This window comes from Paenibacillus sp. FSL R5-0908 (genome assembly GCF_038006245.1).
Taxonomy (GTDB): Bacteria; Bacillota; Bacilli; order Paenibacillales; family Paenibacillaceae; genus Paenibacillus_AQ; species Paenibacillus_AQ odorifer.
Genome location: NZ_JBBOUV010000001.1, coordinates 4,726,211 through 4,743,098, shown reverse-complemented (window position 1 = coordinate 4,743,098; position 16,888 = coordinate 4,726,211). Strand labels below are relative to the sequence as shown.

The following is a 16,888-nucleotide window of genomic DNA, read 5'->3' as shown; positions in this document are numbered from 1 at the left end:
GATATACTATGTTTGGATTTAAAAAGAAGGCAGGAGCAGAACTTATACTGGAGATTAATTCTCCAATTCAAGGCATACTCCATTCGCTAGATGAGGTGGAAGACGAAGCCTTTTCCAGCAGAGCGATGGGGGACGGATTCGCAGTTGATCCTATCGAAGGGAAAGTAACAGCACCGTTCTCTGGAACGATCGCGCATATCATGGAAAAGAGTAAGCATGCGCTTATTCTTGAGCATGAATCCGGAATTCAGATTCTAATTCATGTCGGAATGAATACGGTATCTCTAAAAGGTGAAGGGTTCACTGCTCACGTAAAAACCGGAGACCTTGTTGAACAAGGACAATTGCTGCTGGAGTTTGACATGACATTAATACGGACAGCCGGTTACTCCCTGTTAACGCCAGTTATTGTACCAAACGGCCAAGACATCGTGAAAGAGGTCCGAGTACGGATTGTATCTGATGAGCCGAATGCAGCGATTAAGGTTGTTTATTGAGACAACCCGAGATGAATTGCGCCTTCTAAAATACGGTGCTATACTTTTGGCATGAAATATGCTCGGAGGTGGTACAGTGCTAATGTTGAAATGCCCATTAGCTAGAAGTTCCTCACGCAAAGCCTAATATAGGGCGATACTTTGCGTGAGGTGCGATGGATGGATATATCGCCCAACTTAATTTTATCGTTTCTATAAATGGGCTTTGCACCTTATGAACTTTTAATATAAATAAGGGGCTGAAAAGCGATGTGTACACCATTTATTAGAAACCATCAATATAACTTAATTAAGAAACAAACGAAATTTGTTCTGCATACCCTGCGAACCGTTGCGGATCGCAGAGTCTTGGAGACTGTAAGATATAGTGCTGCTACGAACATTATTGAGGCATTTCCTTTTCTTACGGAGAATCACAAGCAGATACTGGAACAAATATCGACCTTCGAAACTGCAGAAGATTTCCAGAGATATCTTAGTGAATTAGAACCATACCTAGAGTCATATCCGACGATTACGCTGAAGCAGATTCAGAAGCTATTCCCTAAGAATAAGAAACTGAAAGTACCTGATCTACAACTCATCGACTATCGCAACATAACGTATTTGAGTTGGATAGATATTGCCAGTAATAAATTATTCATTATCTATCCGTACGAAGGACAGTTCATAGGTATTGAGGGTAGAATCACACCAACGCACAAAAAAGGGTACTGCATGTTCTGCAATCGGCATCAAGAGCTTGCATTCTTTTATGTTAAGACCAAGAATGTGAACGTTTCGCCGGATAATATTTCTGCTGTGGGTCAATACGTATGTCTGGATAATCAGGAATGTAATCGGAGCATAACCGATACAGCTAAGCTTGAGAGGTTCATTCTCTCTGTCCGTAAATAATGTTTAGAAAAGGCTCCCTTAGTGGGAGCCTTTTTGTTAAAAATATCGTCAGGATATAGATAATTCGTTTCATTGAAACAATGAGGCACGACATTAGTGGATATCATGAGATTCAAGAGCTGAATGAATAATATAAGCGTTTACAAACAGAAAATTTGAGTAGTTATAAGAATAGTCAGAAAATTTCCATATGACGTGCTTTGTTACTTAAGCTATAATGAGGTCTAAAAAAGAAAACGGGGCGTTATAATGAATCAAATTAAGGGTAACAAAAATCTTCTCTCGGAGAAGGAGGAACGCTTCTCTTCCGCGGGCTTTATTTTTGCCGCCATCGGCAGCTCGGTTGGACTAGGAAATATGTGGAAGTTTCCTTATATTACAGGGGAAAATGGGGGGGCAGCTTTTTTCCTTCTTTTCATCGTCTGTTTGGTGCTGATAGGGTTACCGGTGCTGTTGGCAGAACTGGCTATCGGACGCAGCGGGCGTGGTAGCGCGGCGACCTCTTTTATGCGGGCTGGAGGCGGGAAGAGTTGGTTTGCAGCTGGAATGTTGCAGGTACTTGCGCCGTTTCTAATTCTCTCCTTTTATATTATTGTTGCTGGCTGGACGCTGAACTATTCGATGATTGCTTTTAATGGACAACTATTCAGCACTACTGATTATGCAGGCGAATTCAATTCGTTTGTCTCCGGATATATGCCGATCGTTTGGCAGGGGATAGCCATTCTGATTACGGCGGGTGTAGTCATCCTTGGTGTATCAGGCGGGATTGAGAAATTTAACAAAGTATTAATTCCTGGTATGGTCGTACTCCTTGTAGTGTTAATGATTCGCGCGGTAACCTTACCGGGTGCATCCGCAGGGGTTTCCTTTTTCCTAAAACCTGACTTTTCAGTGTTGACAGCGGAATCTGCGCTAGTTGCATTGGGACATGCCTTCTTTTCATTATCGCTCGGGATGGGGATTCTCCTGACATACGGATCTTATGTTGATAAAAAACAATCGCTAGGTACCGCTGCCATCGCAATCGGTGCGGGAGATTTGTTATATGCTTTTATCGCAGGCTTGATTATTTTTCCGACGACGTTCTCATTTGGTATTGCTCCTGATCAGGGGCCTTCGCTGATTTTTATCGCTTTGCCAGCCGCTTTCTCGGCTATGCCTTTTGGTGCGCTCTTCGGCGGTTTGTTCTTTATCTTGCTGGCGATTGCTGCTCTAACCTCAGCTGTATCGCTGCTTGAAGTGCCTGTATCCTTCACAATGGAGCGCTGGAATTGGAGCCGGAAACGTTCGGTTTGGATTTTGACGCTGATCTGTTTCCTTCTTAGTATTCCTTTAGCGATGTCACTGGGAATGTTCCCGGAGCTAACGATTGGTGGCAAATCTCTATTTGACGGGCTGGATTTTATCACCTCTAACATTATGCTGCCGCTTGGAGGTCTGCTGATTACCATCTTCGCCGGTTATTTCTGGAAAGGTGCAGCGGAAGCCGCTGGACTACAGGCGCGCTGGTTCCGTGTTTGGCTGTTTATGCTCCGTTATGTGGCGCCGATCCTAGTGTTCCTAGTGCTGCTCCATACCTCGGGGATTATTTCCTTCTAATTCTGAAATTTATTTATCCAAAAATAGCTCTACGACCCTTGTTGGTTGTAGGGTTTTTTTGTGTTGAAAAGAGGGGATTAAATTGAATTTTAATTCCTACTTGACTAGGTGGAATAATTGGAATATAGTATAAAAAAGCTTGAACGGTATGGAAGGGAATGTAACTAACTAATCCATTCTTAACTAATAATTGTATACAATTATACAAATATATTATTGGGGTTCGGACCCCACAGATTAACGATGAGGAGCAGTATAGAAATGGCGATACGATCACGAAGGTTATCCAAGGATAATACCTACTATGAATTAAAACAAAAAATTATTGATAGCGAGTTTGAACCGAATCAACCTGTAAATGAAGAAAATTTGGCGGCCTTGCTCGGAGTCAGCCGCACACCTCTAAGAGAGGCGATACAGAGATTGGAGAACGAGGATTTTCTGGTTCGACAGCCAAATGGAAGACTGCGGGTAGCTTCAGTAACCCTTAAAGAGGTTGAAGAAATATTTCTTATTCGCAGCATGCTTGAAGGCTATATTGCAAGAAATGCAGCTAAGCATGCCACAGAGAAAGATATTGTGAATTTAACGACGATGATTACAAAAATGAAACACTCGTTCCAGCTTGGTGATAATCAGAATTTTGTTACATATGGATTTGAGTTCCATGATTATTTATCAGAAATCAGCGAACTAAAAACCTTCGAGAAGGTTCTGAATCAATTAAGAGATCATTCGCTTCGTTATTGTCGATTCGTCTCTATGCATGGGGATTGGAACACACAAGCGGATGAAGAACATGATCTTATTTTACAAATGATCGCTGCTAAAAATGAAGATGGTGCTGAAAAAGCCATGCAAGATCATATTTTAAGCAGTCTATCGACTGCGCTTGATCGCATCAAAGGGATTGAAGAAAAGCTGGAAGCATAACGAAAGGGGAGTACGTCACCTATGAAACCACTAAATGAGGTTGAGCAAGCTTTAGCTAATCAATTAATAGAGGTTCGCAGAAACCTGCATCGTGAGCCTGAATTAGCGTATGAAGAGTTTAAAACCACAACAAAATTACGGGAATGGCTGACCCAAGCCAATATTCACATCCTTGACTTGCCTCTACAAACCGGACTCATCGCAGAGATTGGGCAGGGTCACGGACCCATAGTGGCCATTCGTTGTGATATTGATGCACTTCCCATAGAGGAACAAACTGAATTGTCCTTTGCCTCAGAGATCCCAGGAAAAATGCATGCCTGTGGTCACGATTTTCACACGGCTACTATTTTAGGTGCTGCATTATTATTAAAGGCTCGTGAAAGTGAATTACCTGGAAAGGTTAGAGTATTGTTTCAACCCGCGGAAGAAACAGGGCATGGGGCGGAAAGTGTCTTAGCCTCGGGAGGACTCCAGGATGTGGCGGCTATATTTGGTCTCCATAATTCACCTGACTTACCTACGGGAGCTTTTGGAACAAGAACAGGAGCTTTAACAGCCGGTGTTGACCGGTTTGAAATTACAATAAAAGGTGTCGGCGCTCATGCTGCTTATCCTGAAAAAGGTGTGGATACGATTGTAACTGCGGCTCAAATCATTACCGCACTACAAACCATCGTAAGTCGTCAAAACAGCACCACGGAACCAGTTGTGCTAAGTGTTACCCGAATTAATGGAGGCTTCACATGGAATGTATTGCCGGAAAAAGTCGAATTAGAAGGTACAGTAAGAACTTATAATGAAGAGATTCGCCGTAATATTCCAATACAAATGACTCGTCTTATCGAAGGAATTGCGGCGGGAGCTGGGGCAGAGGCACAGTTACATTGGTATCCAGGTCCACCCGCAACGATAAATCATGGGGAATGGGCGGACTTTACCAAAAAGATCGCCTCAGATTTCGGCTATGAAGTACATGATATTCCTCCACAGATGGGTGGAGAAGATTTCTCTTTTTATTTACAACAGATACCGGGTGCTTTTGTGAATATAGGATCAGGTCCAGCCTATCCCTTACATCACCCTCGTTTCGATGTTGATGAAGCTGCGATATTACCAGCTGCTAAGTATTTCGCTTTATTGGCAGAACAAGCGCTGGTGAAGCTGCAAGAGGAAGCTTAATCCTATATATGATTGAGGGGAATGGAAATGATTGAATTAAAGAATGTTTACAAATCGTTCACTCGGAAAGGGATCACTATTGATGCTCTTAAAGGAATCGATTTAAAGGTCGAAAAAGGCGATATATTCGGGGTTATCGGCTATAGCGGTGCTGGGAAAAGTACATTAATTCGTTTAGTCAATTATTTGGAAAGACCCACCAAAGGACAAGTTATGGTCGATGGACGTGATTTGGGAACATACAACGATAAAGAGTTGCGTACCGCTAAGAAAAATATCGGAATGATATTTCAACATTTTAATCTATTAGAATCTAAAAAAGTATTTGATAATGTGGCGATCCCTCTAGTTCTCCTAAAAAAGAATAAAAATGAAATCCGCCAGCGGGTAATGGAGCTGCTAGAGTTTGTTGGATTAAGTGACAAAGCGGGGAGTTACCCGAGTGAGTTATCAGGTGGTCAGAAGCAACGTGTCGGGATTGCCAGAGCGCTTGCCTCGAATCCGTCTATCCTTTTATGTGACGAAGCGACCTCTGCCTTAGATCCACAGACCACACATTCTATCTTACAGCTATTAAAAAAAATCAATGCTGAATACAACATTACCGTGATGATCATTACACATGAAATGTCCGTGATTCAAGAGATTTGTAACAAGGTAGCGGTCATGGAAGAAGGCCGGATTATTGAGCAAGGAAGTGTTCTAGATGTATTCGGAAGTCCAAAACATCTGACCACGCAAAATTTCGTGAAGACGGTTATTCAAAATAGCATGACCTCTAGCGTGCGGAAATCTATCAAAACAGAACCCGGAAGTCAGCTGTACAAGCTTAATTTTGTGGGAGCAAGTGCCTCTGAGCCTATCTTATTTGAAATGATTCGCTCCTGCGATATAAAGGTCAATATTTTATTTGCGAATACGACGGAGATTCAAGAAACAACACTGGGAACAGTGATCATTCAATTCGATGGTGAGGCAGCAGAGATTAACAATGCATTATCTTTCTTAACAAGAAATGGAGTCGGTGTAGAGGAGGTAGAATCTAATGTTTTCGACCACAGTAACAGGTGATCAATTTCTGCAGGCGATTATAGAAACCATTCAAATGGTAGGGTTCTCCTTGTTTGTTGGCTCCCTGATTGGGATCCCATTTGGGATATTGCTTGTCATCACTCGTCCGGGTGGGGTTTTGGAGAACAAAGCGCTTTACGCCGTACTAAATCCGATTATCAACATCATTCGCTCATTGCCTTTTATTATTTTACTGGTTGCGATTGTGCCTTTCACACGATTGATTGTTCATACTTCAATTGGGACAAGCGCAGCGATCGTACCCTTGATTATCTATATCGCACCTTATATAGGGCGGTTGGTAGAGAACTCACTGCTTGAAGTGAATCCGGGAATTCTTGAAGCCGCTGAGGCGATGGGAGCCACTCCTTTTCAAGTCATTTGGTACTTTTTATTGCCAGAGGCGGTTGGATCCTTAATCCTGTCTCTTACAACAGCGACGATTGGTCTGATAGGTGCAACTGCAATGGCTGGAACGGTAGGGGGAGGCGGCGTGGGAGACTTGGCGATCGTATATGGATACCAACGCTTTGACACTGTTGTCGTAGTAGCCACCGTGATTATCCTCATTATTTTAGTGCAAGGGATTCAATCTTTAGGCAACACGCTAGCAAGAAAAATTCGCCGTTACTAGTTACTACATATTCTGGGAGGGACTCGACAGATGAGTGAATGGAGTAAGCAAGATCGTTTTAACGCATTATTATCAGGAGAACGGGCGGATCGTCCAATCGGAAGTGGTTGGCGCCATTTTATCGACAAAGAACAAACTGCAGATGATTTAGCAGAAACTACGATTTCTTTTACGAAAAAATATGATTGGGATTGGGTCAAGATTAATCCAAGAGCGACTTATCTGGCGGAAGCTTGGGGGAATCAATACGATTTTACGGATTATCAGACCGTATTTCCGAGACAGCAAACGACGGCAATTCCAACAGCGGCTAGTCTGTGGGACATCGATGTCAAAAAGGCAGTCCAGTCAGCCCCTTTGGCAGAGCATTTAGATGCGGTTAGAAAAATTCGTCAAGGGTTACCAGACACCCCGTTAATCCAAACGGTATTTTCACCATTAACAGTGTTGCTATTTATTGTAGGGCGTTCTGCTTACGTTACTAAAACGGTGTTTGGTATCGAGCACCCGGTAACTTTGGAATCCTTGTTTAAAGAACATCGAGCGGCAGCACATCATGCGCTACATGCGATTTCCTTAACCTTAGCCGATTATGTACAAGAGTTACAGCAAGCGGGCTCTGACGGTTTGTTCTACGCAGTGACGGGCACAGCTCACCCAGGATTATTTGATGAAGCTATGTTTGACGAACTGTCCAGACCTTATGATTCTATTGTTTTAGAAGCAGCAAGCTATGGAAAAAACATTCTTCATACTTGTGGAGCTTACGCTCAGCCTGAGAAGTTCAACGATTATCGGATTGACGGGATCAGTTGGGATACGATAGCCGAGGGGAATCCAGGGTTAGAGGCAAATCTCAAAGCTACTAAAGTGGGTGGAGTCGATCATGGGTTGTTTGCGGTAAACGATATTGCCCAAATCAAGCAGCAGGCTGAAGATGCATTAAAGTTAATGAAAGACCAGCCGTTTATTCTATCTCCAAATTGCGCAATCCCACTCAATGTGACGGATGAGGCGTTGGCACAATTTAAAAAATCTATATTGGAATAGGGGAAGTAAGTATGAAAAAGTTAATGTTAGTGATGATGATAGGTGTTCTTGCAGTGTTGACGGCTTGTGGCAATAAAGAGGCGGGGGATTCTGGAGATAAGAAAAAGCTTACCGTTGGATTTGGTGTTGGAACCTATGAGGAACAATTCCGCCAATCGATCCTACCGATTCTAGAGAAACAAGGGTATTCCGTTGACATTAAAACCTTCTCGCAAAACATGCAGGTCAATCCAGCAATGAAGGAAGGCTCCATTGACGCAAGCATATTCCAAAGTACAGCTTATATGGAGGCCATTAACGAAGAAATCAATGCAGATATGGTCGGAATTGCTTATGTTCCAGGTGCTCCACAAGGTCTTTATTCTGTAAATCATACCACGCTAGACGATGTTAAAGACGGTACAACCGTAGCTGTTCCGAACGATCCGGTAAACCAAGAGCGTGCACTGCGTATTCTGGAAGAATTGGGCTGGGTCAAAATTAAAGAAGGGGCGGGCGTAGCGGATTTTAATATTAATAGTATGGAACCGGATAAATATAATATTGATATTAAAATATTGGACCCCGCTCAAATCCTTGTCTCTCTTCAAGATGTTGATTATGGCGTTGTAAATGGTAATTATATTGCCAATTCGGACAGAAAGATTACGGATGCTTTGAAAATAGAAAACACACCTATGGAACACAGAATTATCGTATCGGTTAATAAAAAGGATGAAAATTCTCAGTGGGCTAAAGATTTGAAAGCTGCTTATGAATCCAAAGAGTTTGAAGAATATATTCTTGGATTAGAAAAATATGATGGTTTCATTCTACCTGAAGCTTGGGACAACAATTAATTAAGGAAGTGAATGGTGTGACCAAAGAAAAGATTCATTTTATTGGTGGCGGACAGATGGCCGAAGCGATCATCCGCGCATGTATAGCGAATAACACCTTGTCTGTAAATCAAATTAGTGTATCGGATATTAATGAAGCGCGTCTGCAGTTTTTGAATACCAAATACGGTGTAGATACGGAGAATTCGCAAGAGCATAAGCTGTCTACAGCAGATGTGATTGTAGTGGCAGTTCGCCCACAGGATGATTTAACTACCCTTGGTCAAAACGTACAACAATTCGCTACAGCTTCTGCCGCAATCGTATCGATTGTAGCAGGTGTGACGAATGATCAATTAGCTGGGTATTTTGGAGCTGAACGGTCCATTATCCGGGTTATCCCCAATACTTTAACCGATACAGGATATGGCTATAGTGGTGTAGCGTTAAATGCATATGCTACTCGTGATCAAGTGGAGCATTTCTTACTCGGCTTTGGAAAAGTACAATATCTGGATGAGGCGTTAATGGATGTTTTCACTGGATTTGGTGTGGCGGGTCCTAACTATATCTATTATTTCATTGAATCTCTCGTGGATGCAGGTGTACTCGCCGGACTGCCGCGTGAGCAAGCCTGGAAGGTTGCACTGGAGAATCTGATGGGATCGGTAGCAATGCTGCAACAAACAGGGCTGCATCCACGACAGCTGCTGGATATTAATAATTCACCTGGCGGTGTCGGCATGCATGGCTTGTACGAATTAAACAACAGTGATTTCGCAGCGGGCCTGCAAAGAAGTGTTCTGGCAGCCGTAAAACGTACTACTGAGCTGGGAGTGAAGTAAGCATGGCAACGATGAAATGGGATCATTTAGTTCACTATGTCAATGATTTGGCCAAACCGGTTGAGATCTTTGGAGCTCATGGATTGCTTGCTTTTAAAGGAGGATCTCATAAAGATTGGGGAACCTATAATGCCTTAAGTTACTTTGGGCTAACCTATCTCGAGTTTCTGGGCATTGAGAATCTTGAGCTGGCAAAGGCAACTGAACATAATCTAGTGGTGAAAGATGCAGTTGAACTTTTACCAGAACATGAAGTTCTAAGTAGAGTAGTTATCCGGACGGATGATATTGAAGAAGTAGCGGCTTCCCTGAAAGCAGCAGGCTTATCATTATCTCCAATTATCGATGGTAAGCGTCTAGATAACGAGGGCAGATTAATAGAGTGGCGGATGATGACCATTGCTGGTGACTTTGGGGGACTGGTCTATCCGTTCATCATTCAATGGAGCGGAACGGATACAGAGCGAGTGGAAAGATTAACATCATCTGGAGTCATTAAACCTCATCCTGCGGGAGAAGTCGAAATCGTCCGTGCTGTATTTCATGTCTCCGATCCTGAAGCTGCAGCCAACCATTGGGAAACGATATTCGGACTGCCTGTTACGAAGCCAGAGGATGATACCTTCAGCCTTAAGATTGGCGATAGATCATTTGTTTTCGTACAAGGAGACGAGAACCAATTCAAGCAGGTGGTTTTTGAAACGGATTCGTTAGAGCTGAAAGGGAAGACGATTCGGATTGGTGATGGGGAGTATGTTTTCGTTTAAGGGACTAGTAACGTTATAACTTTAGAAATAAAGACTTACTTGAAGGGAGTGATACCTCGAGTAAGTCTTTTTGCTGTTCATCGAAGGAACTAGTGAGGCTGGGATTTTTTTGTTTTAATCAATTTGTAAGACTTATTGAATTCCATTATATGGTACGATATCCATGGTATAAAAGGAATGAAGATAATTTCTCTTGCTTGGCACTATGGATTTTGATAAACATAATGGATAAATTTAAATATTACATATGGAGGTAATTACGGATGAAAACTCACTATTACTTAGATTGGTTTTATGATAAGGGTTTTTCTGAGAAGTTAGTCAATGTGTTGCATGAGGATATAACAGACAGAAAATCGCTCGTTATGATTAGCGCTGAATCGTCTGATTTTAGTGATGAACAAGTTAATATTGATAGTGTTTTTGAAAGGACATGGTTTAATCAGGCTAACATTTATTTTGATGAATATCATTTCATTGATGACCGCACGCAGAAGGAAGATGCCCAGCGATTAATTCAAAACGCCTCTGTCGTTTTTTTATGTGGTGGAACCGCTCGGAACCAAAAGCACCTTTTGACGGAATATGAATTATCGGATTTGATTAAAAAAAGCAATGCTGTTGTAATGGGAACAAGTGCTGGTGGGATGAACATGTCTGATGAATATGTGGATGAATGCACTGTTTGTGAAGGTATGGCTCTTAATCACTTTTCTTTTGAAGCTCATTTTGATCATGATAACACCGCGATGATTGGGGAGCGTTTCCCTTTATCGAATAAAATGGATATTTATGTGGCGGCAGACAAAGATGGTGCTGTTCGTGTGAAGGACAGCAAAATCGACATTATAGGCAATGTATATTTAATTTCCCACTCAAAGATTCAGAAATTGGCTGAGACGCTCTAATTATGGTTGAGTGGTTGTGACACTGACGGTTAACTGAATGGTATTTGTTTTGAGTCCCTATTTGACAGCACCTTACGAGCAAATCGAGTTGATTACTATTTTGAATTAATATCATTCCAGATCCACGTAAAGTTATCGGATTCCGCGATGGTAAGGATATGAAGTTTTAAGTGAAGAAGCGTTTGATACACTGAGAGGAGAAATCAAGTCTCTTTTCTTATATACGGGGTCTAGAAAGGAGTGAATAAGCAATGGAGTGGAAAGGCTATGCAAATGCCAATAAAATAAGAGAGTCTCAGTTCACTGAGGAACTATCGGAGTCACAATTATCGGCTTTAGAATATGTTACGGATTACGCGCGAACTAGAAAAAGTGAAGCAGTTCAGACCATCCATGAAATTCTTCAAATGTCTAATGTGGATCGGGAAGAGTTTGAAGATGCTATGGTCAAAATAATGTCACATGCGAAGATTGCTCTTCATTTCCATCCAGATCGACTAGATCCGGTAAAGAAAAGTGTTGCAGAGGCGCTATTGGAGCAAGGCGTGTACAAGAGCCAATTTGAGACCTTGTTATCCAGTGGTAGTGTATCAGCCTATCCTGGCGGTCCACGTGATTTGTGGGAGGAAAGACTATTTGGAGGGGCGTACCAACAAGAGAGTGCTTCGAATAGCGAACGCCCTAAATATGGCGCTCTTGATTTGATGCTTCATTCGGATGGGCCAGCTCCGCGCTTTGGCTCCTGCTATTTCCTCCTGTCCCCTGAGGTTTCTTATCGCAGTACATACACCTATATGGATTCGCATCAAAACCCTGTACCGAAAGGCACATATGCAGAATTTGATGATATGATGGCGGCATTATTAGAGGAGATTTTCTTAAGAGATTCCGCTCTAGGGGAAAAAGATCTTCAATCACAAAAATTAGTCGACCATCTTCAGGTCAACCTCACAATGCCGTTTTCAGACCCTTCAAAGTGTGAAGCTAAACGTAATCTTAACCATTATATTGAAGCGCAAGTTCATGGAAACATCCGTCTAAAGGAAGATGTGGAAATTTTAGTTGCCGATCCTTCATTCAAGGGTACTCCAACAGGGCGAGTCCTGGAGCAAATATGTTTACAGTATGCCATCCAACTCTATTGGCACAAGGGATTCGCGATGTGGGTAGACGAAGTACCTTCAGATTTTAGAGGGCCTACGATGCCCTCCTTGGCTAAGCGTATTGCTCATCACGGTTATATCGATGCGAGCATGATTGGATCTGCTGCTATGCACTTAAAGCATGATCCTTCAGCATGGCGGGACCGAGGAACCGAAAAAGATGTACTTCAAGAATTAAAACTCTTATGGCATGTTTTGGTACGGTACGGAAAGCCGCTCCGAAACTTTAAGTTGTAAGAAGAGTTGGTACGCTTGAAGTGAGGGGGATTTAGGTAAAAGAAACAAAAAAACCGAATTTCCCTCCGTATGGGATATTCGACCTGTCATTGATGAGATGTTCGTGTGAATCAATTATTATTAGAGCTTCTGCTGAAAAAACGGCAGAAGCCTTTTTATCGGTAACTAACTTTATACAACATCCTTAAATGTTCTATAATAAGACTATCTTATAGAAATATGGTTTTTATGGAGGTTAGTTCCTTGTTGGATGCTAGAACCGTACTTAGGTATTTTATTGAATATGAGAAAAAGACAGCGTTAATGGAAAATTCGCTTTCTAAGGTGGAAGGTGAACTCTTTAGTGATGATCATTTGAGTAATACCAGTACTTTAAAAGAACATTCTTTCGATAAGAAAGTTTTCACTATATTCAAAAAGCTTACGGATTACAAGGATATAAAAGATCAGCTTAAGAAAGGAAAGTACAACGACGATGAGCTTAGATCAAGTATTAAACTTGTTGTCTCAGGAGAAATGGAGGTAGCCGATTTTTTATCCTGGATATCCTTCGTATATACGGATAATAGAGCAAATACTGAAGAATTTATAAAAAGTTTACTAGTAGATACCACAACAATTTGCTATCCACTTTTAAAGAAAAAAACGAAACAAGAGACAACGATAAAGCCCTTGATTACTTTTATGTGCAGATTTGAGGATCAAAACCTTAAGGTAGATAGTTTTTTTATCAATCGGGAAAGCTTAGAGATCATTATCGCTAAGCTCACAAATTGTGCAACATCTGAGATTGCTGAGCTTGAAAAAAATAATTTACAGGAATTGCTAAGTGCAAATGACTATGCACAACAAACGAATATGTTTGAAATCATAAATATTCTGAATAGAGAGTTATCGTCAAGATACGGGAAAACCCTTGAACACTTTAAATCTTATGAAGGCTGGCAGAAACTCAATCAGGCGTTTATTACATTCGAAACATTGGAGGAGATGACAAGACCGATTTTTCAAAAGGAGATTCAACGTATTATTGAATTAGTTTCAGAGAAAGTAAAGTTTCCGGAGTTGTTGTCGACTTATTTAATAGGGGGACAGTCCACTGTAGAGTATAACAACTCAGAAGATGGCAAGTTATTTCATTATGGAAGTTATACTGGTTCTTATCCGATCAATGAGAAGCAATGGCATACGCTTGATGCAGCTCAAAACTACACTCTTCTATCGGTAAACGGTCCCCCAGGTACAGGGAAAAGTACACTGCTCAAAGAAATTTTTGCCGATAATATGGTGAAAAAAGCAAGGGGCCTGATTGAGGTATGGGAGCAGCCATGGGAGCGGTTTAAGGAAAGAAGTAGCGAACTATATCGTTATCCGATCACTGGTAGTGGACGAACTTACTCGATGGTTCTAACTAGCACCAACAATAAAGCCGTGGATAATATTGGGTTAGAGCTGCTTAAAGAAGTGGCATACTTTTCTCGATTTGTAACAAACGAAGAAGAAAATGAGCAAATTAACGGCTTCTTTTGCGCAAGATTAGGAAATGCCACTAATAAAGAGTCATTCATGAAGAAATTTGTTCCAATGTTTCTTAAAGGGCTGGAAACTGAGTACAACCAATATCCCCTGCCTGAAGTGAGAACTCAATTTAATGATACATATAACAAACTTGAAAATATCTATGGTGATATAGAGCGATTCATTGAAGTAAGAGAGGAGACAGTTCGTTTCTATACTGACAATAAAATAACATCTATAAGCACCGCTGAAGATAGATCGAGATTTATAAGCGAAAGGGAGGAGTCCGAAAAAAGGGTTGTTGAACTCGAAATTTTAATGAATGCTTTGAAGGATAGACATACAGACTCCGAACAGAAAATCAGAAATTTGGAAAAGAAAGTGGAAGAAACCAAGTTGCGATTGCGAGTCATACCCGAAGAGATCAAGGAAGGCTACAGCATTTTAGAGAAATATCTAAGGTGGAAGAAGAGTAGTTGGTTTGGTTGGCTTATTCCAAAAAGAAAAAAATTTTTTAAGGTATATCCCTCTGAAACTTATATTGAAAATCGTTTGATCAAGAATAAAGAAGCCGAGGAACAAGAATTACTAGATAAGCGATTACCATCCTGCATAAACGATCTTAATGTTCAGAAATCGATTGTATTAGAGATTCAGGAACAACTTGCTGATCAAAAAAAAGAACAACTGGCTTTGAACCGGAAATTGCAATTTCTTTATAAGGTGATTGAATTGTTGGAATTACAGATGTTAAAGGAACAGGAACTCTGTGATAAGTGGGAGTTTGAAGAAATCTCATTAAACAGCAGATTTGACTTTTCGTGCAATCCTATTATTCTAAAAAACCGTCACGAGCTGTATTTACTCTCCTTGAGAGTGACAGAACAGTACATTTTACAACATGCAGAAGAAATAATACATAACTTGAATTTGATATGTGAAGGCAGCTGGTTCAATCCTTTTTTCAATGAAGGAAACAAAAGAGACATTCAATATGCAAAAGGGATTCAGAGTCTCTGGGACACAATGTTTCTTTGTTTTCCAGTCGCCACTTCTACCTTACATTCCCTCGGGGAGAGAACCTTTCATTTGTTGCCGCAACTAATTGACACCTTACTTGTTGATGAAGCAGGGCAGATTATGCCGCATTATTTGAGCAGTCCTTTGTTTCGATCCAGAAGAGCTATAATAGTGGGGGACATTGAGCAATTGGAGCCTATAAGGCTCTTAAAAAGCAATGTGATTGAGCAATTTCAGCCTATACCGGAGACATATCATGATACGCTCTGTGTGCAGCGCAATAGTGCACAAAGTTACGTTGATCTTAATTCTAATATATACGAATACGATTACCAAGGAAAAAGAAAAGGAATGATCTTAACCGAGCATCGCCGATGCGAGGAAAGTATAATGTTATTTTCGAATCAATATGTTTATGGAAACATACTTTCTATCATTAATAAAGACAACCATGACAAATTGTTTAAACGAAATTTGGTAGCAATAGACGTGCGAGGTTTAAAGGATCGCAGAGCCCACTTTAACCTTTCAGAGGTGCAGGTGTGTAAGAATTTAGTAGATGCTTATGTGAAGGAGTACGGCGAAGATGCTAAAGAACAAATCGGAATTATAACTCCATTCAGTAAACAAAAGGAAAAGTTGCAAGCAGCTATTGCTGGAGTAGATATCGGTACTGTACATACCTTTCAAGGGCAGGAAAAGAAGTATATAATTTTCAGCTCAGTCATCGATAGTAATATTTCTAAAAAACAAGGACTTACTGCATTTATTGGTGGTCGGTCTAATATGCTAAATGTAGCTTTATCCCGTGCCAAAGAACAGTTTGTGTTGGTTGGGAACCTTGATATTATTTCCAATCTCGAACATAATTATTTGCATCATGTTCTTAGGATTATTATGGAAAAGGGCGTAGGCATTAGCCCCTATGACGAACAATTTCATACTGTAAGTCCAGATATGAAAGCTATTTCTTTTGCGTTGTTTACTACTCCAACTGATAAGATGGAGAATGAAAATGATGTATTTTCAGCATATATTCGTGAGCATATACCGCAACATCTAATTATAACACCAGAAGAGCACTATCAGGTATTAATAGAAGCAATGCGTTATGCCACGAAGTCAATAGTAATCTTCTCCCCTTGGATCATGCCGTACGTGGTTAATGAAGAGTTTATTGACATTGTTGAGGCGGCGATAGCTAAAAGCGTGGAGATCCGAATTGGTTTTGGATATAGAGGGGGGAAAGGGATCGATATCCATGATATTAATAGTATTGTTATGAAGGATTATGCATTTGGAAGAAAATCAGATATTGAACTATCAATTTCAAAGCTGAAAGAGGTAATGGGGGAAGCACTTCAATATATTCCTCCTATTCATTCTAAAATTTTGTTAGTTGATGATAAGTATTTGTTTATAGGTTCTCATAACTGGTTATCCAAGATTGGGAAAGTTAGCAAACGTGATGAAGTAAGTTGTTTGATCGTTGAAGATAGTATGATTCAGTATTTAAAAGAAAGATATATTCATATTAAATTGAAATAAGAATGTATTCTGAATTTCACTGAAGTATTTGAAAAAAGCGGACCGGGAATTCATTCAAAATAACTTGAAATAAAAACAAGCCGGAGTATAAGTGGTCATGCGCTCCGGCTTATTTTATTGTGTTAAGTTTCCGGCCTGTCTTGTGTGGAATGGAAGAGGTATGTCCATTTTGGACTTCGGCTTGGGCGTTTTTGCGGA

Annotated in this window: 14 protein-coding genes; all 14 read left to right on the top strand. The window is 40.8% G+C overall.

The features are described 5' to 3' along the window. Nucleotides 1–8: 8 nt before the first annotated feature. The 14 genes from MKZ09_RS21615 to MKZ09_RS21550 all read left to right on the top strand — a co-directional run bounded on the left by MKZ09_RS21615 (nucleotide 9) and on the right by MKZ09_RS21550 (nucleotide 16,690). Nucleotides 9–497: a PTS sugar transporter subunit IIA gene (locus MKZ09_RS21615; protein ID WP_076201654.1), complete on the top strand. Its 489-nt coding sequence runs from the start codon at nucleotides 9–11 to the stop codon at nucleotides 495–497. Between the two features lie 249 nt (nucleotides 498–746). Beyond that, nucleotides 747–1,394, top strand: coding sequence for a FusB/FusC family EF-G-binding protein (locus MKZ09_RS21610; protein ID WP_076201656.1), 648 nt, complete (start codon nucleotides 747–749; stop codon nucleotides 1,392–1,394). Between the two features lie 249 nt (nucleotides 1,395–1,643). Further along, the gene (locus tag MKZ09_RS21605; protein WP_036688675.1) at nucleotides 1,644–2,996 is read left to right on the top strand and encodes a sodium-dependent transporter; all 1,353 of its coding nucleotides are present in this window, start codon (nucleotides 1,644–1,646) and stop codon (nucleotides 2,994–2,996) included. A gap of 261 nt (nucleotides 2,997–3,257) precedes the next feature. Beyond that, the gene (locus tag MKZ09_RS21600) at nucleotides 3,258–3,929 is read left to right on the top strand and encodes a GntR family transcriptional regulator (protein WP_076201659.1); all 672 of its coding nucleotides are present in this window, start codon (nucleotides 3,258–3,260) and stop codon (nucleotides 3,927–3,929) included. A 21-nt stretch (nucleotides 3,930–3,950) separates the two neighbouring features. Next, nucleotides 3,951–5,111 (top strand): amidohydrolase, encoded by a 1,161-nt coding sequence (locus MKZ09_RS21595; RefSeq protein WP_036688672.1) that lies wholly within the window; start codon nucleotides 3,951–3,953, stop codon nucleotides 5,109–5,111. 27 nt (nucleotides 5,112–5,138) lie between these two features. Further along, nucleotides 5,139–6,182, top strand: coding sequence for a methionine ABC transporter ATP-binding protein (locus MKZ09_RS21590; RefSeq protein WP_076201661.1), 1,044 nt, complete (start codon nucleotides 5,139–5,141; stop codon nucleotides 6,180–6,182). Beyond that, on the top strand, nucleotides 6,157–6,816 hold the full coding sequence (locus tag MKZ09_RS21585) for a methionine ABC transporter permease (protein ID WP_036688669.1): 660 nt from the start codon (nucleotides 6,157–6,159) through the stop codon (nucleotides 6,814–6,816). The genes MKZ09_RS21590 and MKZ09_RS21585 overlap by 26 nt, the downstream gene beginning before the upstream one ends. Nucleotides 6,817–6,846: 30 nt before the next feature. Then, complete coding sequence (locus MKZ09_RS21580) at nucleotides 6,847–7,866, top strand: uroporphyrinogen decarboxylase family protein (protein WP_036688667.1); 1,020 nt, start codon at nucleotides 6,847–6,849, stop codon at nucleotides 7,864–7,866. Between the two features lie 11 nt (nucleotides 7,867–7,877). Continuing rightward, nucleotides 7,878–8,705 (top strand): MetQ/NlpA family ABC transporter substrate-binding protein, encoded by an 828-nt coding sequence (locus MKZ09_RS21575; protein WP_076141012.1) that lies wholly within the window; start codon nucleotides 7,878–7,880, stop codon nucleotides 8,703–8,705. Between the two features lie 17 nt (nucleotides 8,706–8,722). Next, nucleotides 8,723–9,529, top strand: coding sequence for a pyrroline-5-carboxylate reductase (proC, locus tag MKZ09_RS21570; protein ID WP_076201663.1), 807 nt, complete (start codon nucleotides 8,723–8,725; stop codon nucleotides 9,527–9,529). A 2-nt stretch (nucleotides 9,530–9,531) separates the two neighbouring features. Further along, nucleotides 9,532–10,296 (top strand): VOC family protein, encoded by a 765-nt coding sequence (locus tag MKZ09_RS21565; protein ID WP_076201665.1) that lies wholly within the window; start codon nucleotides 9,532–9,534, stop codon nucleotides 10,294–10,296. A gap of 263 nt (nucleotides 10,297–10,559) precedes the next feature. Next, nucleotides 10,560–11,204, top strand: a complete 645-nt coding sequence (locus MKZ09_RS21560; protein WP_076201667.1) for a Type 1 glutamine amidotransferase-like domain-containing protein — start codon at nucleotides 10,560–10,562, stop codon at nucleotides 11,202–11,204. 251 nt (nucleotides 11,205–11,455) lie between these two features. Continuing rightward, nucleotides 11,456–12,604, top strand: coding sequence for a DUF3626 domain-containing protein (locus tag MKZ09_RS21555; RefSeq protein ID WP_076201669.1), 1,149 nt, complete (start codon nucleotides 11,456–11,458; stop codon nucleotides 12,602–12,604). 243 nt (nucleotides 12,605–12,847) lie between these two features. Next, nucleotides 12,848–16,690, top strand: a complete 3,843-nt coding sequence (locus MKZ09_RS21550; RefSeq protein WP_076134457.1) for an AAA domain-containing protein — start codon at nucleotides 12,848–12,850, stop codon at nucleotides 16,688–16,690. Nucleotides 16,691–16,888 lie beyond the last annotated feature (198 nt).